Annotated in this window: 18 protein-coding genes, 1 tRNA gene and 1 pseudogene; 7 read left to right on the forward strand and 13 right to left on the reverse strand. The window is 60.1% G+C overall.

The features are described 5' to 3' along the window. Nucleotides 1-13: 13 nt before the first annotated feature. Nucleotides 14-1,111, reverse strand: coding sequence for a carboxynorspermidine decarboxylase (locus ACA052_RS15085; protein ID WP_497645590.1), 1,098 nt, complete (start codon nucleotides 1,109-1,111; stop codon nucleotides 14-16). A 201-nt stretch (nucleotides 1,112-1,312) separates the two neighbouring features. On the opposite strand from ACA052_RS15085, the gene ACA052_RS15090 reads away from it, so the two are divergent. Further along, nucleotides 1,313-1,957 carry an MliC family protein gene (locus ACA052_RS15090; protein ID WP_497645591.1) on the forward strand — a complete coding sequence of 215 codons (645 nt, stop codon included), beginning with the start codon at nucleotides 1,313-1,315 and terminating at the stop codon, nucleotides 1,955-1,957. Nucleotides 1,958-2,118: 161 nt separating this feature from the next. On the opposite strand, the gene ACA052_RS15095 is transcribed toward ACA052_RS15090, so the two are convergent. Next, on the reverse strand, nucleotides 2,119-2,397 hold the full coding sequence (locus ACA052_RS15095; RefSeq protein ID WP_497645592.1) for a LysR family transcriptional regulator: 279 nt from the start codon (nucleotides 2,395-2,397) through the stop codon (nucleotides 2,119-2,121). Between the two features lie 99 nt (nucleotides 2,398-2,496). Here ACA052_RS15095 and ACA052_RS15100 point away from each other — a divergent pair, with 99 nt between their 5' ends. Then, on the forward strand, nucleotides 2,497-2,910 hold the full coding sequence (locus ACA052_RS15100) for an ester cyclase (RefSeq protein WP_497645593.1): 414 nt from the start codon (nucleotides 2,497-2,499) through the stop codon (nucleotides 2,908-2,910). A 7-nt stretch (nucleotides 2,911-2,917) separates the two neighbouring features. Here the strand turns inward: ACA052_RS15100 and ACA052_RS15105 are convergent, their stop codons facing one another. Continuing rightward, nucleotides 2,918-3,853, reverse strand: a complete 936-nt coding sequence (locus tag ACA052_RS15105; RefSeq protein WP_497645594.1) for a DMT family transporter — start codon at nucleotides 3,851-3,853, stop codon at nucleotides 2,918-2,920. Nucleotides 3,854-3,999: 146 nt separating this feature from the next. On the opposite strand from ACA052_RS15105, the gene ACA052_RS15110 reads away from it, so the two are divergent. Continuing rightward, entirely contained in the window at nucleotides 4,000-4,845 is an 846-nt protein-coding gene (locus ACA052_RS15110) for a LysR family transcriptional regulator (RefSeq protein WP_497645595.1), read from the forward strand. A 198-nt stretch (nucleotides 4,846-5,043) separates the two neighbouring features. Here the strand turns inward: ACA052_RS15110 and ACA052_RS15115 are convergent, their stop codons facing one another. From ACA052_RS15115 to ACA052_RS15125, 3 genes and pseudogenes are all read right to left on the reverse strand, one after another. After that, nucleotides 5,044-6,186 carry a patatin-like phospholipase family protein gene (locus ACA052_RS15115; RefSeq protein ID WP_497650330.1) on the reverse strand — a complete coding sequence of 381 codons (1,143 nt, stop codon included), beginning with the start codon at nucleotides 6,184-6,186 and terminating at the stop codon, nucleotides 5,044-5,046. Nucleotides 6,187-6,359: 173 nt separating this feature from the next. Then, complete coding sequence (locus tag ACA052_RS15120; RefSeq protein ID WP_497645596.1) at nucleotides 6,360-7,448, reverse strand: AI-2E family transporter; 1,089 nt, start codon at nucleotides 7,446-7,448, stop codon at nucleotides 6,360-6,362. Between the two features lie 78 nt (nucleotides 7,449-7,526). After that, nucleotides 7,527-7,664: pseudogene (locus tag ACA052_RS15125) on the reverse strand (LuxR C-terminal-related transcriptional regulator); the annotation flags it as partial. Between the two features lie 21 nt (nucleotides 7,665-7,685). Here ACA052_RS15125 and ACA052_RS15130 point away from each other — a divergent pair. The 3 genes from ACA052_RS15130 (at nucleotide 7,686) to ACA052_RS15140 (ending at nucleotide 10,186) form a co-directional block, all read left to right on the forward strand. Next, nucleotides 7,686-7,943 (forward strand): hypothetical protein, encoded by a 258-nt coding sequence (locus tag ACA052_RS15130; RefSeq protein ID WP_497645597.1) that lies wholly within the window; start codon nucleotides 7,686-7,688, stop codon nucleotides 7,941-7,943. A gap of 195 nt (nucleotides 7,944-8,138) precedes the next feature. Further along, entirely contained in the window at nucleotides 8,139-8,792 is a 654-nt protein-coding gene (locus ACA052_RS15135) for a hydrolase (protein WP_497645598.1), read from the forward strand. A gap of 62 nt (nucleotides 8,793-8,854) precedes the next feature. Further along, nucleotides 8,855-10,186, forward strand: coding sequence for an OprD family porin (locus ACA052_RS15140; RefSeq protein WP_497645599.1), 1,332 nt, complete (start codon nucleotides 8,855-8,857; stop codon nucleotides 10,184-10,186). A gap of 197 nt (nucleotides 10,187-10,383) precedes the next feature. On the opposite strand, the gene ACA052_RS15145 is transcribed toward ACA052_RS15140, so the two are convergent. The 7 genes from ACA052_RS15145 to fdnG all read right to left on the reverse strand — a co-directional run bounded on the left by ACA052_RS15145 (nucleotide 10,384) and on the right by fdnG (nucleotide 19,587). Continuing rightward, a tRNA-Sec gene (locus ACA052_RS15145) sits at nucleotides 10,384-10,479 on the reverse strand. A 5-nt stretch (nucleotides 10,480-10,484) separates the two neighbouring features. Continuing rightward, nucleotides 10,485-12,392 (reverse strand): selenocysteine-specific translation elongation factor, encoded by a 1,908-nt coding sequence (gene selB, locus ACA052_RS15150; protein WP_497645600.1) that lies wholly within the window; start codon nucleotides 12,390-12,392, stop codon nucleotides 10,485-10,487. Beyond that, nucleotides 12,389-13,819 carry an L-seryl-tRNA(Sec) selenium transferase gene (selA, locus tag ACA052_RS15155; RefSeq protein WP_497645601.1) on the reverse strand — a complete coding sequence of 477 codons (1,431 nt, stop codon included), beginning with the start codon at nucleotides 13,817-13,819 and terminating at the stop codon, nucleotides 12,389-12,391. The genes selB and selA overlap by 4 nt, the downstream gene beginning before the upstream one ends. 188 nt (nucleotides 13,820-14,007) lie before the next feature. Further along, nucleotides 14,008-14,934 (reverse strand): formate dehydrogenase accessory protein FdhE, encoded by a 927-nt coding sequence (gene fdhE / locus ACA052_RS15160; protein WP_497645602.1) that lies wholly within the window; start codon nucleotides 14,932-14,934, stop codon nucleotides 14,008-14,010. A 4-nt stretch (nucleotides 14,935-14,938) separates the two neighbouring features. After that, a complete protein-coding gene (locus ACA052_RS15165; protein ID WP_497645603.1) occupies nucleotides 14,939-15,589 on the reverse strand; it encodes a formate dehydrogenase subunit gamma in 651 nt (216 codons plus the stop codon). Continuing rightward, on the reverse strand, nucleotides 15,586-16,521 hold the full coding sequence (gene fdxH, locus ACA052_RS15170; RefSeq protein WP_497645604.1) for a formate dehydrogenase subunit beta: 936 nt from the start codon (nucleotides 16,519-16,521) through the stop codon (nucleotides 15,586-15,588). Before fdxH ends, ACA052_RS15165 begins: the two co-directional genes overlap by 4 nt. Continuing rightward, nucleotides 16,522-19,587 carry a formate dehydrogenase-N subunit alpha gene (gene fdnG / locus ACA052_RS15175; RefSeq protein WP_497645605.1) on the reverse strand — a complete coding sequence of 1,022 codons (3,066 nt, stop codon included), beginning with the start codon at nucleotides 19,585-19,587 and terminating at the stop codon, nucleotides 16,522-16,524. Nucleotides 19,588-19,887: 300 nt separating this feature from the next. Here fdnG and ACA052_RS15180 point away from each other — a divergent pair, with 300 nt between their 5' ends. Then, entirely contained in the window at nucleotides 19,888-21,036 is a 1,149-nt protein-coding gene (locus tag ACA052_RS15180) for a MalY/PatB family protein (RefSeq protein WP_497645606.1), read from the forward strand. The last annotated feature ends 15 nt before the right edge of the window (nucleotides 21,037-21,051 follow it).

Below are 21,051 nucleotides of genomic sequence, written 5' to 3' on the forward strand. Positions count from 1 at the left end.
CTTCTCTGCCAGCTTACGAAAGGCTGGACATGTAGTCGTTGTAACCAAACTCACGAACCACCTCGACAGTACCGTCGAGTTGTTTCACTACGATGGACGGCATTTTCAGGCCGTTGAACCAGTTCTTCTTGACCATGGTGTAGCCCGCGGCGTCGATGAACGACAGGCGGTCGCCGATCGCCAGTGGGCGATCAAATTGATACTCGCCGAAAATGTCGCCGGCCAGGCAGGATTTGCCGCACACCATGTAGGTGTGCTCGCCTTCACTTGGCGCCAGCTTGGCATTGAGGCGATAGATCAGCAGATCGAGCATGTGCGCTTCGATGGAGCTGTCCACGACCGCCAGGTGCTTGCCGTTGTAAAGGGTGTCGAGCACGGTGACTTCCAGCGACGCGCTCTGAGTGATCGCGGCTTCGCCCGGCTCGAGATAGACCTGCACGCCGTATTTCTGCGAAAAAGCCTTGAGGCGTGCGCAGAACTCATCCAGCGCATAACCTTCGCCGGTGAAATGAATGCCGCCACCGAGGCTGACCCACTCGACCTTGTGCAACAGGTGGCCGAATCGCTCTTCGATGGTGCACAGCATCTGGTCGAACAGGCCGAAGTCACCGTTCTCGCAGTTGTTGTGGAACATGAAACCGGAGATTTGCCCGATGACTTGCTCGATCTTCACCGGGTCGTGCTCGCCCAAGCGGCTGAACGGGCGCGCCGGGTCGGCCAGCAGGTAGTCCGAGCTGCTCACTTGCGGATTGACCCGCAAACCGCGGACCTTGCCGGTGGATGCCTCGGCAAAGCGCTGCAACTGGCCAATGGAGTTGAAGATGATCTTGTCGCAGTTCTCGAGCATCTCCTCGATCTCGTCATCGGCCCAGGCCACGCTATAGGCGTGGGTCTCGCCCGCGAACTTCTGCCGACCGAGCTTGAGCTCGTAGAGCGACGAGGACGTGGTGCCGTCCATGTATTGCTCCATCAGGTCGAACACCGACCAGGTGGCGAAGCACTTGAGTGCCAGCAGAGCCTTGGCCCCGGACTGTTCGCGCACATAGGCGATCTTCTGCAGGTTCACCAGCAGCTTTTGTTTGTCGATGAGGTAGTACGGCGTTTTGATCATTTCGAGGCCTCCGGCAAGGCCAGCCAAAAAAAGGATGCGCATTGTGCCTTCACTGGCCACATATCGAAAGAGCAGAAAGCACCCGTTCGCTCGAACATACAGTCGACAACGCTATAGCGGGCCGCCGGCCGCCGGCCGCCGGGCGGTGTGGCAAGTTTTGAGCACTGATTTACACTGCGATACACCCAATGCGAAGCCAACATGAAAACGTTCACGGCCCTTTTCAGCTGTCTGCTCGCTGCCAGCGTGTGCGCGGCGACGAGCACCTGTGCGAATGCCGCGTCGTTCAAGACCAGCTTCGATTGCGCCACGACAACGGCCTCCGTCGAAAAACTCATCTGTCGCGATCCGCAACTGGCGCAGATGGACCTCGAACTCACGCGCCTTTATCGCCTGGCGCTCACCGATGAACGTTCCGTGCCGCCTCCAGAGAAAGTCATGATTGACCAGCAGTTCTGGACCGACGCCCGCAATCAGTGTGCCTCCGATCGAGAACCCAAGGCTTGCATCATTCGAAGCTATGCCGAGCGCGCGCACCAACTGCGCCAAGGCTCGGCCATCGTCCGGACCAAAGATCCGGACCGGCTCACCGAAGGCCCCCTCACTGTGCGTTGTACTGGCTTGAATGCAGCGATTGCCGCCACATACTTTAGTACACAGCCGGGTGTCGTGTACCTGAAATGGGCGAACACCTCGGTCACCCTGAACCAGGTGCAAAGTGATTCAGGAAGCCATTACATTGGCAAGGACAACCAGGGGAACTACAGCTTCTGGCAAGACGGCAATGCGGTGCTTTTCCAGAAACCAGGCTCGGCGGAAATGCGCTGCACAGCCGAGCCCCTGTAGGAGCTGCCGAAGGCTGCGATCTTTTGATCTTTAAAACCAACATCAAAAGATCGCAGCCTTCGGCAGCTCCTACAGGGGCATGGCGTGTTCGACAAACGCCAGCAACTCCGTACGCAGCGCACTCAACGGAATATCGTAGCTGATGAACCGCGACAGGGACGTCACGGCTCAGGTTGGTTGATTTCACGGATGAACGAATCGAAATGAACCATCACCTTACGCGCGCTTGCCAGCAGCCGTTCACCATCCGGTGTCAATCTCAGGCCGCGGCGGCTGCGCTCGAACACCTGTAGACCGGTCATGTCTTCGAGGCGAATGATCTTCTGGCTCACGGCTGATTGCGATCGCGCAATCAGCTCGGCAGCGGCGGTAAAGCTGCCCGCTTCCACCACGGCAATAAAAGCCCGTAGCACGTCTATTTTCAAGTCACTGGCTCGCATGATGACGTCGTTCCTCCACGGGGTGCCATTAGATTTTTGCGTTTGAGTTGTGGGTTGTGAACTCCGAACATGAGGGCTCTACACAACGAGGATTGCCAAATGTCCGGTGGTAAAGCAGTAGAGCTTGTCGAAAAATTCTGGCGTGAAGTCTGGCAGGCGAAAGATCCGCAAGCCGCAGCACGCTTTGTGGCTGAAGACTTTGTTATTACATCCGGTGGTGTCGATACGGTCGGGCGCGAAGCCTTTGTTCTCTGGATCAGTGCCTTCCTGGCGAAGATTGAAGACTTCGAATTTGCCAGTATCGAGACGTTCCAGAATGCCGAAGGCACTCGGGTCGCCTCGCGCTGGAAACTGGCCGGGAAGAACAACGGTTTTATCGGCGGCCGTTCATGCCTCAGCCCCTTTGAAATGCTTGGCACGGCGGTCTGGGAAGTGCGCCCCGATGGCCTGCTGGCGCACAATTGGGTGGAGCGTAACTCGCTGGAAGTCCACCGGGACATGATCGGCCTCTGACGCTGATTCAGTGCACCCTGCCCGCTCCCTGCAAGGCCGAGGGCCGAGCCGGACTGAACACCAGCCCCGACGCGAACACCACGCCAAGGATGACGCCGCCAGCGCCGAGCAGTTGCCAGATATTGGGCAGCACACCCAATATCGAGGACACCAGCATGGTGAACACGGGCGCCAGGTTGAAGAAGATCGACGTCCGCGCGGCACCGATGGCATGGATGCCCTTGAACCACAGTAAGTAGGCCACCAGCGAACCGCAGACCGCCAGATAGATCACGGCGCCATGCACCGACAGCGAAGCGCTGCTGATACTGGCGAGCGGGTTCTCATAGACGAAGCCCAGCACGATCAGGCCAATCACACCGAACAACATGGAAAACGTCGTAGTTTCCAACGGCGTAGCGTTTTTGACGAACCGCCGGGTGCCGACCATATTGGCCGCCCAGGCCATACTGCCCGCCAGGATGAATGCGTCACCGGTGGCTACTTTCATCCCGAGCAACACCTCAATGTCACCGCGGGTAATCACCAGCCCAACTCCCAGTAATCCCAATACGAGTCCGATGGCGCGGCCGCGATCAATGCGTTCGCCCTCAAGCAGCACGGCGAAAATCATGGTCCACAGCGGTGTGGTCGCCAGGATCAGTGCGCCATTGATCGGGGTGGTGGTTTGCAGACCAAAAAATGTCGCCAGGTTAAACCCGGTAAACCCGAGCAAGCCCAGGCCAATAAACGCTGGCAGATTGTTCTTGAGTACGCTGAGGCGCAATTTGCCGGCCAGGCCGAACATCAGCACGAGCAACAGCGTTGAAATGGAAAACCGTTCAATAGAAGCGCTGATCGGTGCCATGCTTTTGATGATGTAGGCGCCTGCATTGAAGTTGGTGCCCCAGAAAAACGTGGCACCGACAATGCCGGCATACGCGAGAGGCGTTGATTTTGACATGGCTGTTTCCTCGTCAAGTCCTGCGATGAACACTCAGCAAAGCGCTGAGTTCTTCAAACCTGCCTGGCAGGTTTTGAACGATTCTTGCAGGCTTGCCGTCGGGGTAAAATTCCCCATTTATTCACTCTTCATGTGAGAAAACGCCCATGTTCGATTGGGAGGATCTGCGCTATTTCATCGTCTTTGCCCACGAGCAGTCGTTATCGGCGGCGGCGCGCAAGCTCAAGGTCGACCACGCCACCGTGGCGCGACGCATCAGCGCGCTGGAAAGTTCGCTGAACCTCAAGTTGGTGGACCGGCGTCCGCGCTCGTATGTCATCACCGAGGACGGCGAACGTATCGCTCAGTTAGGGCGACGCATGGAAAGCGAGTCTTTCGCGGTGCAGCGCACCGCACTGGCCGGGCAAGAAAGCTACCTCGGAGAAGTAACCGTCAGCGCCCCGCCAGCCCTGGCCTGTGCGTTGATTGCGCCGCGTATCAACGCACTGCGGGAGAAATACCCGCAGCTGTCGTTGCAGTTGATGGCCAGCCTGGGCAGTGCTTCGTTGTCGCGCCGGGAAGCCGATATTGCCGTGCGCCTGAGTCGTCCCAAGGAACCGGACCTCGTGGTACGCAAGGTCGCGACGCTGCCATTCCACTTGTATGGTTCGGCGAGCTACCTGGCCAACACCGCCCCGGAAGATCGGGTGTTTATCGCTTACGACGACACCATGGAACAGACTCCGCAACAGGTCTGGTTGAAGGCGCAGGCTGGTGATCGACCGATCCTGCTACGCAGTAATGATCTGAATATCCAGGCCACCATTGCCCAGGCCGGCGCGGGGGTTGCCGTACTGCCCGCCTTCCTTGGCGACCATTATGGATTGCAAAGGTTGGCGACCGTTGGAGCCGGGCTGGAGCGTGAAGTGTGGCTGGTGGTCCATAGCGACATACGGCACACCCCCGCGGTCCAGGCCGTGATGAGTTTCCTGGTGACCTGTTTTGAAAATTAAGAGGAGAGATGCCAGTCAGCAGCAACGCATACCTTGTAGCAGCTGGCGAAGCCTGCGTCCGGCTGCGCAGCAGTCGTGAAATCAGGAATGCGGTGTATCAGGAACACCGCGTGCTCAGGTTTTACGACTGCTTCGCAGCCGAACGCAGGCTAAGCCAGCGGCTACCCTGACCGACATTGGCAAGATAGCCAGACTCTTTCAGGTCGTGGGCGATTTATGCCAGGGATAGCCTTGCGCACTGAGTTGAAACGCGTAGTCGAACAATCGCTTCATGTATTCGCCATCGAATTTCTGATTGCGCGGAAACTGAAAATCCGAGCCGATGTAAGCCAGGTTGAAGTCCGCCCCATCCTGCTGCGCAATACGGTAAATACGGTCCAGGTCGCTGATCCCCTGAGTCTGGATCAATGTGCTGATGGCGCGACCGCCGATGCTCAAGGTGCGGCGCTTGGTTCCGGACCACTGCGGTACCAGTTTGCCGTTGCGAATGACAAAGAAATGACGCCCCCCTCGTATACGCGCGCCGGTCACGCTGTTAAGCGCCGTCACGGTGCCAGGCGGGTAAAGGAATACCTGGGTGAGGACGCCGCCGTCGACGTGCATTTCCTGAAACTGTTTGCCGTCCACCTCAACATCGATCATGACCGGTGACACGGCGCCGGGAATGCTCATCGACGCGACCATGATGTTGCGAAACAGGTCGAGCGCTCCCGGTGCATCGCTGGCAGCAATAGCGCCCATGTTCCAGGTGACGGGCCGCCCTGCATCAAGGTCGGTGGTGCCGATCAACAGGATTCGTCCTTTGGCATATTGTGCCGCGATGGCGGCCAGCACCTCGGCAGTGATGTACTTGGCAATGAGGCGCGACAGTGGCTTGCTGTCCGCTATACCGTCGCTGGCCAAGCGGGTCAGTACACTTCGCGCATGGAACACGTCTTTTGGACCGATCGCACCGCAAATCCCCAGAATGACACTGTCATACTCAGGCCCCAGGTAAGCGAACGGCGCGACCAGGGCACCCGCGCTGATGCCGGTGACAACCTTGAACATTGGCCGGGTCCCATGCCGGGTCCATCCCGCAATGATTCCCGCTGCGAACGTGCCCGCGTCGCCGCCACCGGACACGGCCAGGTAATAGGCCAGTGGCAACACGCCGTCCGGCACCCCGGCGCTAGCGAGTGCCTCGATCTCTCGATCGTTGGCCAGACTCGCATCCCGGATGAACGGCGTCAGGTCCTGGTCCAGCCAGTAACGCGCATTCGGGATGCCAGGGATGACCGCTTGTTCCGTCAGCGCTTGCGGCACAGCATCGCGGCGCTGCAGGCACCCTTCACGCAACATGTTCATCGTTGAGGCACTGGGCCTGGGCAGAAATGGTTTCAAAACGCCTCCTCCGGTCTCTGCAATCGACAGAAAACGCGCTCGACTATTCGGGAAAATGGCCTCGCCCATCATGCTCCCGCCCTACCCCCATGACTACCTTCTCAACAAGGCGACGGTCCTCCGAGTACCCGTTACAGCCCATCGTCTTCCTGCGGCCGATCTTCCACCCACTGCCAGAACAACTGATAGCCAACTGCAAGCACCACCGGACCAATGAACAGCCCAAGGATCCCGCTGGTGACCATACCGCCCAAGGCGCCGATCAGTATCACCGGCATCGGCACATCGACACCGCGCCCCAACAGCAACGGCTTGAGCACGTTGTCGACCAGCCCGGCAATGAAAACGTAGATGGCGAAGACGATGGTCGCCGTGTTGGCGCCCTCGGTGGCGAACACAAAGGCAATCACGGGCAGGGTAATCAGCGACACCGGTAACTGCATGATGCCGAGCAGCAACACCGCCAGCGCCAGCAAACCAGCACCCGGAACGCCCTTGATGACAAAACCGAGGCCCACCAGCAGCATCTGAATGAAGGCAATGCCGACCACCCCCAGCGCAACCGCCCGGATCGTTGCGGTACACAGCTCGGCAATTTTCGGCCCTTTGGCCGGACCGCTGACGCGCGAGGCGATTTGTACCGCGCTACGGCTGCCGGCTTCACCGTGAGCCATGAAGATGCCGGCAATAATCAGGGCGAAGATGAAGGTGAGAAAGCCCATGCCAACGCCGGCCAGCTTGCCCAACACGGTCAAGCTCACGTCTTTGAGTTGCGGTATGTACTTCTCTGTCACGCCAGGCAGGTCGGTTGAGGCTTGCAGCCAAAGGGCGGACAGTGGCTTGCCCACCACCGGCCATCCGGCGATCGACTCGTTCGGTGGCGGGATATGGAAACCGCCTTCCTTGACGACGCTCATGGCGTTCTCGACCGAGTCGGCGATCGAGGTGCCCAGCAGGTAGATCGGCACCATGAGGATCACGATGGCGATCAGCACGATCAGCGTTGCAATGCGCCCTTCCTTTCGGCCCAGCGGCCCAATGAGGCGCTCTTGCAAAGGGTAAAGCGTGATCGCCAGGATCAGCGACCACAGCATCAAGTCGCGGAACGGCCGGAATATCTCGAAGCAGAACAGCACCAGAACGACAATGAGTCCGGCGCGAATCAGGGCATTGAGCAGCCCCCGGGACAAGGCTTTTTCGGAGAGAGGTGTGGGCACCACGGCTGCTCCCTGCAGATTGACTGCACAGGTATGGAATTGGTTAGCCCAGCATAGACGCTCAAAACGCAGTGCGAAGTGTCAACGCAACTTCAGTGGATCCACCATGTCAGCCGCGATGGCCATGCCTACCAGGTCCGGCAAGGTATTGGCCTGTATCCGCTTCATGACCCGCGAACGGTACAGATCAACGGTTTTTGCACTAACCCCGAGCTGCTCGGTGGCACCAAGCGCTTCGAGTTGGGCGCCTCCGGGCATATCGCCGGGGTGATCAACCCGCCGGCAAGGGAAAAACGTCACTACTGGACCAACAATCGGGTCACCAAAAATCCCGAGACCTGGTTCAAGAATGCCCAGCAACACACCGGCAGCTGGTGGAATGACTGGTTCATCTGGCTGGCCGAACACGCGGGTGAACGCCAACCTTCTATGCTGCACACCGGCAACGCCCAGTACCCGGCCCTGGAGTCGGCACCCGGGCGTTACGTGATGCAATGACAACCGCCCTGTGTAGGAGCTGCCGAAGGCTGCGATCTTTTGATTTTCAGCGGTCTCAAAAAAATCAAGATCAAAAGATCGCAGCCTGCGGCAGCTCCTACAGGGGCATCGGGGCAAATACAGCACACCGATTCAATATCTCTGCTGGAAACTGCGCAACCATGGCCTCTTCACTCCCCGTGTAAGGACATCGCCATGGCCATTGCAAAAGCTGTTCCCGGCAAAACCCTGCTGACCCCGACCGACCACACGCTGATCATGATTGATCACCAGTCGCAGATGTCGTTCGCGACCAAATCGATCGATGCCGTCACTCTGCGCAACAATGCCGCGCTGGTGGCCAAGGCTGCACGCGGCTTCAAGGTCTCGACCATCCTCACCACCGTCGCCGAAAAGAGCTTTTCCGGCCCGATCTTTGACGAAATCAAGTCGGTGTTCCCGGAACACAACGTCATCGACCGCACCAGCATGAACACCTGGGAAGACGAGCGCATTGCCGTCGAAGTCAACGCGTTCGCTAAACAAAAAATCGTCCTCGCCGGCCTGTGGACCTCGGTGTGCATCGTTGGCCCGGCGCTGTCGGCCATTGACCAGGGCTTCGAGGTCTACGTGATTGCCGATGCCTGTGGCGACGTTTCTACCGAGGCTCACGAAATGGCCATGCAGCGCATGATCCAGATCGGCGCTCGGCCGATGACCTCCCTGCAATACCTGCTTGAACTGCAACGTGACTGGGCGCGTTCTGAAACCTATGAAGAAACCGTGAAAACCTCGATTGCCAATGGCGGTTCCTACGGTCTGGGGCTGATTTATGCCAAGACCATGTTTGGCGCCTCCGAAGGCCATTAAGAACTTTAAGCACAAGCGGCGACGTCGGGCGGTCCGGCGTCACCGCGAGCGGTGACTGATCCATGACGTTTTCCTCGAAAGACCTCAACGCTGGATTGCGCTTTTGTTTGTCCGTGCTGTTTGCCGGCACCACCGCAACCGCGCTGGCCGATGAGTCGGCGCAAGGTTTCCTGGAGGGCGCGACGCTTGAAGTGCTCAGTCGAAACTTCTACCTCAACAGCGACTACCGCTCGCCTTCGCCAGCAGATAAAAACTATAAAGCCGAATGGGCTCAGGGCTTTATCAGCTCTTTTGAATCCGGTTTCACACCCGGCACACTTGGATTCGGCCTCGATGCGCACGCTTTTGCAGGGTTTAAGCTCGATGGCGGCAAGGGGCATTCCGGGACGGGATTGCTGCCGGTGGATGACGACGGCCGCAGCGAAGACAACTATTCCAGTGGCGGTGGCGCGCTGAAAATCAAGGCATCGAAAACCACATTGGCGTTCGGTGAAATGATGGTAGAAACCCCAGTGTTCGACACCTCGGACAAGCGCCTGCAACCGGAATACGCCACCGGTTTTCTGTTGAACAGTCGCGAAATCGAGGGAATGAACCTGGTGGCCGGTCACTTCACCGCCTTCAAGAACCAGGACGGCTCTTCAGGCAAGGACAACTTTTATGGCTACGGCGCCAACACTGAAGCGGGCGGCATTTCGTTTCTAGGGGCCGACCTGTTCACGCAAAGTCCTTTGGGGGGTGCAGTCTACGCCTCGGAACTGACCGACACCTGGCATCAGTACTACGGCAATCTGCACCTGAAAAAATCCGCCTGGTTCCTTGATGCCAATCTCTACCATACGCAGGACACTGGGCAGGCACTGGCTGGCGCCATCGACAACACCGCGTTCAGCTTGTCTGGCAAATTCACCCTCGATGCCCATGCGTTTACCGTGGCCTATCAAAAAATCAACGGTGACACCCCCTTCGACTTTGTCGGCGGCGACTCCATCTATCTCGCCAACTCGATCAAATACGCCGACTTCAACGGCGCCCACGAACAATCCTGGCAGGCGCGCTACGACCTCGACCTGGCCCGCTATGGCATTCCCGGCCTGAAGTTCATGACCCGTTATGTGAAGGGCAGCCAAATCGACGGCACCCACGCGCCCAAGGGCGGCGCCTATAACCCGTTCGATGAATCGACTGGCACTTATGTGCCACAACAAGGTAATGGCGGACGACATTGGGAGCGCGACATCGACTTGCGCTACATCGTGCAATCCGGATCGGCCAAGGGCTTGTCGCTGCAACTGTCACATGTGTCACACCGGGCCAACCCTGCCCAGGGAGGCGATGACATCGACAGGGTCTACGTCGTCATTGAATACCCGCTGGGCTTTGGACCGTTCTGAAACACTGGCGCAAAGTAACATTCCCGCAAGATCAAAAGATCGCAGCCTTCGGCAGCTCCTACACCGACCGGGACACCCGCTATACACAAATCCCTGTAGGAGCTGCCGAAGGCTGCGATCTTTTGATCTTGCCGTTGATCGTTCCCACACTTTGCGCAACAAAACGCGTCCACACCAAAGCGCTATCCACAGAAAAATGGCGGAAGGCAGCCGGAGTCGAACCTGCCCGGGAACGGATGCCGTCCCCAACCGGGTTTGAAGCCCGGCCGCGCCACCGGGCGCGATTGCCTTCCTTGAATCAGTGCCCGTCTTGCCGGGCCAACGCATTGTCGAGACGAATCTGGCGCTGGTCGCCAATCCGTCGGGTCAGGCCGAGCCGGTCGAAGTACTCGAGGATCTGAATGCTGCGTTTGCGCCCTAGGCCCACCGCATCACGAAAGGCCGCCACCTGGATCACCGGGTTTTCTGCCGCCAGTTGCAACAGCATAGCCGCCAATCGCCGGATCATCGTCTCGGTGTAAAACAGATCGCGCACCACTTGATGCACCAGCCCCAACCGCGCCATTTTGCGCAGCAGCGAGCGCACCACTGCCTCGTCATGCCCCAGGTCGCGTACCCACGGCGGATCAAAACCTGACTGTTCAAAAAACGGTTGCAACTGCTGCCACAGCGCTTGGTCTTCAGCGCTCAAACGCACCTGATGCTCCGGCAAATGCAGCCATGGCCCGCTGGCCACGATGAGACCGCTGGTCAACAATTCGTCGAGCAAACTGATGAAGGTCGGACGATCCAGCGCAGTCCCGGTAAACCGCCGCAGGCGATCCCGGTCCGGACCCATTTGATCTGGTTCGAGTTGATGAAAGCGCGAAAGGTGTTCCAGCAACGGCGCGTTCAGGGCCTCCCAGCGTACAGCGCTGAACAACAGCGGCCCCTGTCGAGTGTCGATCAGGCGCACATCAAGCGGTAGCACCCATGACCTGCGCGGACGGTTGAACTGGCGCTCAAGTTGCTGCGGATCGAGTCCGGTATCGCTGCTGGCCAGCAGCGCAGGCAGTGCAGCTTCCAGACTGTCCGTCGTCATCAGCGCCCGTAGCTGCGCCAATCGCTCAGGGCTTCGGCGTTGTCGAGTCGGCGCAAACGGATCGAGTACCCGACCACCGCCGAGGGTGCGTTGGGCACTATGGTCGCGAAGAATCAGGGGATCGCCTTTCACCGCGTGCACCGGCGTATTCAGCAGCAGCTGCGCGAACATGCGCTCACCTGGCGCGAGGCTGGCGCCTTCGAGCAACGCCACTCGCCCGGTGACATCCTGCGTGCCGAGGTGAAGGTGCACCGGCTGAAAGTGCTCGAATGCCTTGGGCTCGCCAGCCAGCAATTGCATCTCGATGTCCAGCCGTTGAGTCGGCGCATACAGCCACTCAGCCAACAACCAATGCCCACGGTGAATCTGCTCCAGCGCCAGGCGTTCGGCGCTCAGGTTTAGCGCGACGCGCTGACCCGCGAACGCGCTGTCCGACGCCTGGTTATGCGCATGCAAGCCTCGCACCCGAACGGGCTTGCCTTGCGGGCCGAGCAACAGCGTATCGCCCACGGCAACCTGCCCCGACAACGCGGTGCCGGTCACCACGACACCGGCCCCGGCCACGTTGAAAGCACGGTCGATGCCCAGGCGAAAACCACCTCGGGTACTGCGTTCAAGAACGTGTCTTTGGGCATCGATCAACGCTTGGCGCAGCGTCTCGATGCCCTCGCCGGTCACACTCGACAACGCAATCTGCGCCGCGCCGGCATACGGTCCGGGTGCCAGCAATGCTTCTATTTGCTCATGGACGGCTTGCACTCGGTCGGGATCAACCCGGTCGCATTTGCTGATCGCGATCAGCGCCTTGGGGATTCCCAGCAATTCGACAATGGCCAGATGCTCGCGGGTTTGCGGCATGACGCCGTCGTCCGCGGCCACCACCAGCAACACCAGATCAATGCCCTGAGCGCCGGCCAACATGTTGTGGGTGAAACGTTCATGACCGGGTACGTCGATGAATCCAGTCAGTGCCGCGCCCGGCTCCAGTGCCGCGTAGAGATAGCCGAGGTCGATGGTCATGCCGCGTTCGCGCTCTTCCCGGCGGCGATCCCCGGCTTGCCCCGTCAGGGCCTGAAGCAACGCGGTCTTGCCGTGGTCGATGTGGCCAGCGGTGCCGACGATCACGCCACTGGGCCCGAAAGGTTCAATTGATCGAGCTGAGCCAGCCAGACGGCTTCGTCGTCCAATTGCCGCAAGTCCAGCCACAGCGCATCGTCATCAATGCGCCCGAGCACGGGGATATCCAAGCGATGAAACGCCGCTTCCAGTTCCAGCAACCGCCGACCGCGCAGGCGCTTGCTGGCCTGCGGTCGCAGGCACAACGCAGCACTCGGCAATCGCGCCACCGGTTGGCTACCGCTGCCGATCATGCCCAACGCCGGCACCGCGCTGACGTTCCATTCCTCGCCCAACACACGCGCCAGGGAAGGCTGCAGGCGTTCGGCCTGGGCGAGGATGTCGGCCTGTGATCGAGTGAGCAGGCGCAAACTCGGCAAGCGCTCAGCCAGTCGATCCGGGTCGCGATACAAGCCCAACACCGCCTCGAGCGCGGCCAGGGTCAACTTGTCGACCCGCAGCGCCCGCTTGAGCGGGTTTTTCTTGATCTTCGCGATCAGGTCCTTGCGCCCGACAATCAATCCGGCTTGCGGACCACCAAGCAACTTGTCGCCGCTGAACGTGACGATGTCCGCGCCATCGAGCAGCGCCTGGCGCACCGTCGGCTCGGCGGGTAAACCCCAGCGAGTCAGATCGAGCAGGCTGCCGCTGCCGAGGTCTTCGAGCAGGGGCAAACCGTGGTGGTGTGCCAGTTGTGCCAGCTCGGCGGTCGGCACCCGGGCGGTGAAGCCTTCGATGTTGTAGTTGCTGGCGTGGACGCGCATCACCAGTCCAGTGCGTGGGCCGATGGCGGCTTCGTAATCCTTGGCGTGCGTGCGGTTGGTGGTGCCAACTTCGTGAAGCTTGACCCCGGCCCGCGCCATGATGTCGGGAATGCGGAACGCGCCACCGATCTCGATCAGTTCGCCCCGGGAAATAATGCCTTCCTTGCGCGCGCCCAGACTGTTGAGCGTCAGCAGCACGGCGGCCGCGTTGTTGTTGACCACGGTCACGGCTTCGGCACCGGTCAGCTCGCGGATCAGGCCTTCGATCAGGTCATCACGGTCACCGCGCTTGCCACTGTGCAGGTCGAACTCCAGATTGAGCGGATAGCGCGCGGCCATTTGCACCGCTTCAATGGCTTCCTCTGGCAACAACGCTCGCCCCAGATTGGTGTGCAGCACGGTGCCGGTGAGATTGAACACGCGACGGACATGGCTGCGATGCTGGATGACCAGGCGCTCGCCCGCGCGGCCGGCCAAGACTTCGGGTGATATTTCAACCGCACCGAGCTGCCCGGCAATCACCGGCTCGCGCAGGTCATCGAGCAATTGCCGAAGGCTGGCCAATAGCACGTCACGCCCATAGCGCTCGGCCAACGGCTGGCACGCCGGATGACGCAGCAAACTGTCGATGGAAGGCAAACGCAAGGCATGGCTGGCGGGTCTGGAGGACATCAGCGGCTCCCGAAAACGATTGACCGCCTGAGTGTAGCCGCTGAGCCTTTCGCAAGCCGGCACGCGCCCACAATGGACCTGCGTGAACACAGGCTGTGTGTCCACTGAAGATCCCCTGTGGGAGCGAGCCTGCTCGCGAAGGCAATTCAGCTAACGCTGCAAAACGCCTGGTCCTTCCCAGTACAGGTTCAGTCGCCTCCGGGGGCCAAGAGCAGGTTCGGCGCCAGCCGCTGGTAGCCCTCCTGTTCAAGGCGCATGTCCAGCATCAGGCTGGTCAGGTCGGTCGACAGCGCTTCGGCCTCGGCGTCATTTTCCAGATACAACAGCTTGAGGTAGCTGTTGCAGCCGGGACAGACCTCGGCCCGCAACGGTGCCTGATTGGCGGCATGACGGTCATCATCGAGGCTGACGTACTCCAGGCCTTTGCTCTGCTCGCAATACACGCATTTGACCCGCACCACATGCCATTCGCAGGCACACAGCGAACACACCAGATAACGCAAACCGTTGAATTTGCCGCGATGGCGAATCACCCCGGCCATGGCTGGCGAACCGCAGGCCGGGCATTGACTGAGGCTGTCGCCGGGTTTGAGTGCCAGGTTCGGTGTGTCGAGCAGCCAGTGGCTCCAGGCTACTTGCAGTGCCGCGCCGAGAAACGGCACCAACGCCGCCGGCAGCAGCGCGAATTGGCCGCTGACCAGCGCAACGCCCCAAGCCTTGAGCTGTCCGGGATTGGCAGATAGCAGTGTGTTAATCGCGCTTTGGACCGCCGTGTGTGGCGGTGGCTTGTAGCGCAGCAGCAAGGCGTACAGAAACGGTAGCCATCCGCCCTCGCGTACCAGACTGTCGGCGGCGAACGGCGGTAAACCCTGTTGCTGACAGACTTTCAGCCGCTCGGGATCGGGCATCACATCAACCGGCGGATCATCCATCAACGCCTGTTGGACATGACACAACCCCGCCACCAGCCGCAGGTAATCCGCAAGCGGATGCCCCTCGGCCAAACGCTCCAGCCCCAGCGCCCGCAAGGTGAACAGATTACGCGGTGGCAAGTGCAGAAACGGCGGTGCACTTGCCGCCGCTTCGATCTCGCCAGGCTCAAGAATCGTCGCCAAGTGCTTATCCTTTTCTGATCGGTCGGTCGGGGTCTTCGTCGCGGGTCACCTCGCGATACCACAGTTCATGGTGCTTTTTCGCCCAGGCGCGGCTGACCCAACCGTGCAGCATGGCGCTGACCGAGCCCTTGATCCAGATCCCGGCGTAGATGTGCACGATGATGCTCAGCACCAGCACAAAACCCGCCAATGCATGCAACAGCATGGCCCAGCGAATGGTGGTGATGCCGAAATACTCACTGAAGTACGCGCGCCAGATCACCAGCCCGGTAAACAATAACGCCAACATACAGGCCAGCAAGGTCCAGAACAGCAGCTTCTGCCCGGGGTTGTACTTGCCAACCGGCGGCACGCCGTCTTCTTCGTTTTGAATCACTCGCCCTATCCGCTTAAGCCACAGCCCATCGTTGCGGATAAAGAAGTTGGCCCGCCAGAAGCGGATCACCAGCCCAATGAACAGCACAAACATCACCACACCCATGAACGGATGCAAAACCCGCGTCCACGGCCCGCCGCCAAACAGGTTGCTCAGCCAGAACAGCGCCGGATGAAACAGCGCCAGCCCCGACAGCGCAGCCATGAAAAACAGGATCGCCACCAGCCAGTGATTGGTGCGCTGGTTTGAGGTGTAGCGCAGGATCTGCTTGCGGATCATGGTCTGTCCTCCCCGCGCGGATCGAAGGTGTGCACCGACGGATCGACTTCGTGGACCGCCGGGTCCTTGAACGGCGGCAGTTCATCCTCTTCCACAATTTGCGGGCCAATACGTACGTAATGGAAGAACCCGACCACCACCGCCAGCCCCATGGCCAGCAAGCCCAGGGGTTTGCTCACGCCTTTCCACAAGCCCACCAACGGACTGATTTGCGGATCCTTCGCCAGCCCGGCGTACAGCTGCGGGGTGTCGGCGTGGTGCAGCACATACATCACATGCGTGCCGCCAACGCCTTCAGGATCGTACAGACCGGCGTTTTCGAAGCCACGGCTTTTCAGGTCGACGATGCGTTCGGCCGCGTGTTCCTTCATGTCTTCCTTGGTGCCGAAGACGATGGCGCCGGTCGGGCAGGTTTTCACGCAGGCCGGCTCCAGCCCTACCGCCACGCGGTCTGAACACAACGTGCACTTGTAGGCCTTGTGGTCCTTTTGCGAGATCCGCGGGATGTTGAACGGGCAGCCGGTGATGCAATAACCACAACCGATGCAATGGTCCTGGTCGAAATCGACGATACCGTTCGCGTGCTTGATGATCGCTCCCGGGCTGGGGCACGCGGCCAGGCACCCGGGTTCGGCGCAATGCATGCAGCCGTCCTTGCGGATCAGCCATTCGAGATTGCCAGCATCGTTTTCGTGCTCGGTGAAGCGCATCAAGGTCCAGGTTTCAGCGCTCAAGTCCTGAGGGTTGTCGTAGGTGCCGAGGTTGTGGCCGACCTCGTCGCGCAGCTCGTTCCATTCCGAGCAGGCGACCTGGCAGGCCTTGCAACCGATGCATTTGGTGGTGTCGATCAGCTTCGCGACTTCCTCCTGATGGCGCGCTGAAGATGGCACAGTCGTGGTGGCCGAACGGGTAATGATGTCTTGGCTGGCCATTTAGACTTTCTCCACATTGACCAGGAATGACTTGGATTCCGGGGTCTGAGAATTACCATCGCCAAGGAACGGCACCAGGGTGTTGGTGAGATAGCCGTGACGCGTGAGTCCGGTAAAGCCCCAGTGCAACGGGATGCCGATGTGGTGCACGACCTGGCCGTTGACCTGCAGCGGACGAATCCGCTTGGTCACCACTGCCACCGCTTCGATGAACCCGCGCTTGCTGCTGACCCTGACTTTGTCACCGGCAACGATGCCCTTCTCCTTCGCCAGCACTTCGCCAATCTCGACGAACTGCTCCGGCTGGGCAATCGCGTTGAGCTTGCAGTGCTTGCTCCAGAAGTGGAAATGCTCGGTCAACCGGTAACTGGTGGCGGCGTACGGGTAATCCTTGGCCACGCCGAGGGTGTCCCACACCGAATCGAAGATCCGTGCCGCCGGGTTACTGGTGGCTTTCTTGTTGTCCGGGTGCAGCGGATTGATGCCAATCGGCGTCTCGAACGGCTCGTAGTGTTCCGGGAATGGTCCTTCATTCATCTTGTCGACGGCAAAGAACCGCGCCACGCCTTCGGGGTTCATGATGAACGGATTCATCCCGGCCTCCGGCGGTGAGTCGACCTTGAAGTCCGGTATATCGGTGCCGGCCCAGGCCTTGCCGTTCCACCACACCAGGCGTTTTTTCTCGTCCCATGGTTTGCCTTGCGTATCGCAGGAGGCGCGGTTGTAGAGAATCCGTCGGTTGGCCGGCCAGGCCCAGGCCCAACCCAAATGTTGCTTCATGCCGTACGGGTCACTGTTGTCGCGGCGGGCCATCTGGTTGCCCGTCTCGGTCCAGCTGCCACAGAAAATCCAGCAGCCGGACGCCGTGCTGCCGTCGTCCTTGAGCTGGGCAAATCCCGCAAGTTGCGCGTTGCCCTTGATCGCCGCGCCGGTGGCGTCAGTGAAATCAGTGGTCGCGACGCCGTTGATTTCCCTGGCCAGTTCTTCGGGCGACGGTTCGTCGGGGATTTTGTACGGCCAGGACAGTTTCAGGATCGGCTCGGGATAAGCGCCGCCGTCCGCCTGATAACGCTTGCGCAAGCGCAGGAACAACTCGCCCATGATCTTGATGTCGGTCAGTGCTTCGCCCGGCCCGTCGGCGCCTTTCCAGTGCCATTGCAGCCAGCGGCTGCTGTTGACCAGCGAACCGTCCTCCTCGGCGAAACAGGTGGTGGGCAGGCGGATGACTTCGGTGTGGATATCGGCGCTGGTGACGTCGTTGTACGGCCCGACGTTTTTCCAGAACTCCGAGGTTTCGGTGGACAGCGGGTCCATGATCACCAACCACTTGAGCTTGGCCAGTGCCGCCATCACCCGGTTTTTGTCCGGCAACGCGGCAATCGGGTTGAAGCCCTGGCACATGTAGCCGTTGACCTTGCCCTGCCCCATCAGGTCGAACATCTTCAGGATGTCGTAGTTGGGGATGTCGAGCTTCGGCAAGTAGTCGTAGGCCCAGTGGTTCTCGGCGGTGGCGTTGTTGCCGTACCAGGACTTCATCAGGCTGACGTGGAACTTGCTGTAGTTCTGCCAGTAGGACAACTGCCCCGGCCGCAATGGTTTTTGCGTGCGCTTGGTGATATAGGCGTCGTAGTCCTGCTCGGCGTCCACGCCCAGGGTCAGATAACCCGGCAGCGCATTGGAGAGCAGGCCCAGATCGGTCAGGCCCTGGATGTTGGAGTGCCCGCGCAACGCGTTGACGCCGCCGCCCGGCATGCCGACGTTGCCCAGCAGCAGTTGCACCATCGCCGCGCTGCGGATGATCTGTGAACCGATCGAATGCTGGGTCCAGCCCAGCGCATACAGAATCGTCATGGTCTTGCCCGGTTGCGAGCACGTGGCGATTTCTTCCCAGATCTTTTGCATGGCATCAACCGGCATGCCGCAAATCTGGCTGGCCAGGTCGATGTTGTAGCGGCTGTAATGGGTCTTCATCAACTGATAGACACAGCGCGGGTCTTGCAGGGTCGGGTCGACCTTGGCAAAACCGTCCTCGCCGATTTCATAGCCCCAACCGGACTTGTCGGTGTATTGGCGCTTGGCCGCGTCGTAGCCGCTGAAAATCCCGTCCTCGAAGCTGAACCCGGCTCTGACGATGAACGACACGTCGGTGTAATTGCGCACGTACTCGTGCTGGATCTTGTCTTCGGTCAGCAGGTAATTGATCAGCCCGCCCATGAAGGCAATGTCGGTGCCGGTGCGGATCGGCGCGTAGTAGTCGGCCACCGAGGCGGTCCGGGTAAAACGCGGATCGACCACAATCAGGCGCGCCTTGTTGTGCGCCTTGGCTTCGGTCACCCATTTGAAACCGCACGGGTGCGCTTCTGCCGCGTTGCCGCCCATCACCAGGATCAGATTCGCGTTGGCGATATCGGTCCAGGTATTGGTCATGGCACCACGGCCGTACGTCGGGGCAAGACTTGCCACCGTCGGGCCGTGTCAGACACGTGCCTGGTTATCGAACCCCAGCATGCCCAGGCTGCGAATCACCTTGTGGGTGATGTAGCCCGCTTCGTTGGACGCTGCCGATGCCGCGAGGAACCCGGTGGTCAGCCAGCGATTCACCGTTTGGCCTTGCGCATTCTTCTCGATGAAGTTGGCATCGCGGTCGGTCTTCATCAGGTCGACTACGCGATCCAGCGCTTCATCCCAGGAGATGCGCGTCCACTCGGTACTGCCGGGCTTGCGCACCTGCGGATACTGAAGACGGCCGGGACTGTGGATGAAGTCCAGCAGGCCTGCACCTTTGGGGCACAGCGTGCCGCGATTCACCGGATGGTCGGCATCGCCTTCAATGTGGATGATGCTTTGCACGACGTTCTTGGCCTGGTCGCCCTGGCTGTACATGATCAATCCGCAACCGACCGAGCAATACGGGCAGGTGTTGCGGGTTTCATGGGTGTGGGCGAGTTTGAAATGACGCACTTGCTCGGCGAAGGCAGGCGCCGGGAGCATCCCCAGCGCGCCGAGGCTCGAGCCCGCAAGGCCGATGCCGGCGACCTTGAAGAACTGACGACGGTTGAGGTCCATCGTGCACTCCTGATCAGGTGGAAACCCGATGCTTTTGCCGGGTTTCTTTGGGCAAACACGGTCGCGGCAGCGTGGCTGCCGACACTTCAAACTCTAGACAATGCTGCAGTGCCTCGTGTGAAAACCGACCATCGGCCATGTCTCGTCCATACACAAAAGCCCGTAGGAGCGAGCTTGCTCGCGATGGTGTGTCAGCAAAGGTGATGTCGCCTGACACACCATCGCGAGCAAGCTCGCTCCTACAGGGGATTGGCGATTATCATGGCGGCCATACTCACTACGCTTTGAATGAGACTGAGCATGACTTTCGATTTTGATCAGGTGTTCGACCGTCACAACACCGGCAGTACCAAATGGAGCCGCTACCCGGCCGACGTATTGCCGATGTGGGTCGCCGACATGGACTTCGCCGCGCCGCCGGTCATCCTTGAAGCCCTGCGTCAACGCCTGGAACACCCGATGGTCGGCTACAGCGTGCCTCAGGAAGACTTGCGTGCCGCCGTCGTCAGCGACCTGTGGAACGCCTACGCCTGGCGCGTGTTGCCTGAGGAGCTGATCTTCCTGCCGGGCGTGGAATCCGGTTTCAACATGGCGCTGAAGGCGCTGGTCGAGCCACAGCAGAACGTCGTGGTCCAGGTGCCGAACTACCCGCCGTTGCGCCACGCACCGGCCAATTGGGGTTTGAACAAGGTTGAACTTGAATTCGATGCGCTGGCGGACGGCACTTACACCACACAGCTCGAAGCCTTGAATCAGGCGCTGAAAGGCGGCGGCGCGCTGCTGCTGAGCAACCCGCACAACCCGCTGGGCAAAGTCTTCCCACGGGAAGAACTGCAAGCCGTGGCTGATATCTGCCTGGAACAGAACGCCTGGATCATCTCCGACGAAATCCACGCGCAGCTGTGTTTTGACGGGCGGGTGCACATTCCCACCGCCGCGCTGAGCCCGGACATCGCCAAGCGCACCATCACGCTGATGTCGGCAAGCAAGGCGTACAACATCGCCGGTCTGAAGACCTCGTTCATGATCATTCAGGACCCGGCATTGCGCGCGCGGGTCAACCACGCCCGCTGCGGCATGGTCGACAGCGTCAACCCGCTGGGCATGGAAGCGACACGCGTGGCTTACAGCGAAGGCGGTCCTTGGCTGGCCGGGCTGAAGGCTTATCTGCAAGACAATCGGGATTATCTGGTGGAAGCGGTCCGCACGCGTTTACCGGGCGTGACCATGAACATCCCCCAAGGCACTTATCTGGCCTGGCTCGATTGTTCGGCGCTGGGGCTGGAGAACCCGCAGCAGTTCTTCCTCGACCAGGCCAGGGTCGGTCTGAGCGCGGGGCTGGATTTTGGTGATAACGGCCGGCAATTCGTGCGCTTGAACTTTGGCTGCCCGCGGGCATTGCTGGAAGAAGGCATTGCGCGGATGGAGCGTAGTTTGCGCGACCGCTAAGATCAAAAGATCGCA

This window comes from Pseudomonas sp. LBUM1644 (assembly GCF_059716195.1).